The organism is Phenylobacterium sp., assembly GCF_031412415.1.
GTDB lineage: Bacteria > Pseudomonadota > Alphaproteobacteria > Caulobacterales > Caulobacteraceae > Phenylobacterium.
The window spans coordinates 1-1,627 of the sequence record NZ_JANOCX010000155.1 but is presented as its reverse complement, the minus strand read 5'-3'; the positions used below and the strand labels follow the sequence as shown (position 1 = coordinate 1,627).

1 protein-coding gene is annotated in these 1,627 nt (G+C 66.4%); it reads right to left on the bottom strand.

The window, feature by feature from the left end:
* Positions 1 to 1,627, bottom strand: a 1,627-nt coding sequence (locus RMO04_RS07455; RefSeq protein ID WP_309644151.1) for a 2-oxoglutarate dehydrogenase E1 component, incomplete at both ends; no start/stop codon positions are given.

The window sequence follows — 1,627 nt, the reverse complement described above, 5'->3', positions numbered from 1 at the left end:
CAGGGCGTGGAAGTAGTTGGCGGGGGTCGAGCAGTTGACGACCTGAAGATTGTCTTCCGCGCAGAGCTGCAGGAAGCGTTCGAGGCGGGCGGAGGAGTGTTCCGGACCCTGGCCCTCATAGCCATGCGGCAGCAGCAGGACGAGACCGCTCATCCGCAGCCATTTGCGTTCGCCCGACGAGATGAACTGATCGATGACCACCTGGGCGCCGTTGGCGAAGTCGCCGAACTGAGCTTCCCAAAGGGTCAGGGTCTTTGGGTCGGCCAGGGAGAAGCCGTACTCGAAGCCCAGCACCGCCTCTTCCGACAGCGGACTGTCGATGATCTCGAAATGGGCCTGGCCGGGCCGCAGGTTCGAGAGCGGCGTGTAGTGCTCTTCCGTCGTCTGGTCGATGATGTCGGCGTGGCGCTGTGTGAAGGTCCCGCGCACCGAATCCTGGCCGGTGAAGCGCACCGGGAACCCGTCGTCCAGCAGGGTGGCGATGGCCAGATGCTCGCCGGTGGCCCAGTCGAGACCCTCGCCGGCGTCGATCGCCGCGCGACGGTTCTCGATCACCCGGCGCACGTTCTTGTGCACGTCCAGGCGCTCGGGGATGGCGGTCAGCTGATGGCCGAGGTCCAGCAGCTTCTGCATCTTGACGCTGGTGTCGCCGCGGCGGTCGTCGCCATCGGGCAGGGCCAGGCCCGACCAGGCCCCGTCCAGCCAGTCGGCCTTATTGGCTTTGTAGGCCTTGCCGGCGTCGAACTCCTTGTCGAGGAAGTCATCGAACTCGGCGATCCAGCCGGTGAGCTCGCCCTCGGTGATCACGCCCTGGCCGATCAGCTTGCGGCTGTAGATCTCGCGGGTCGACGGGTGGTCCTTGATCTTGGCGTACATCAAGGGCGAGGTCATCGTGGGGTCGTCGCCCTCATTGTGACCGAACCGCCGGTAGCAGAACATGTCGATCACCACGTCCTTGCCGAACTGCTGGCGGAACTCGGTGGCCACCTTGGCGGCGTAGACGCAGGCCTCGGGGTCGTCGCCATTCACGTGGAAGATCGGCGCCTCGACCATCAGCGCCACGTCGGACGGATAGGGCGAGGAGCGCGAGTACTTCGGCGCGGTGGTGAAGCCGATCTGGTTGTTGACGATGAAGTGGACCGTGCCGCCGGTGCGATAGCCCTTCACGCCCGACAGAGTGAAGCACTCCGGGATCACCCCCTGGCCGGCGAAGGCCGCGTCGCCGTGCAACAGCAGCGGCATCACATGGCCGCGGCCGGCGTCAGGGTTCTCGCGCAGGGTGAAGGCCTGCTTGGCGCGCGCCTTGCCCAGCACCACCGGATTGACGATCTCCAGGTGGGACGGGTTGGCGGTCAGCGACAGGTGGACGCTGTTGCCGTCGAAGGCGCGGTCCGAGGACGCGCCCATGTGGTACTTCACGTCGCCCGAACCCTCGACGTCCGAGGGCAGGCTGGTGCCGCCTTGGAACTCGTGGAAAATCACGTGATAGGGCTTGGCCATCACCGCGGCCAGGACGTTCAGGCGGCCCCGGTGGGGCATGCCGATGACGATGTCGCGGACGCCCAGAGCGCCTCCGCGCTTGATGATCTGCTCCAGGGCCGGGACCATGGATTCGCCGCCGTCGAGG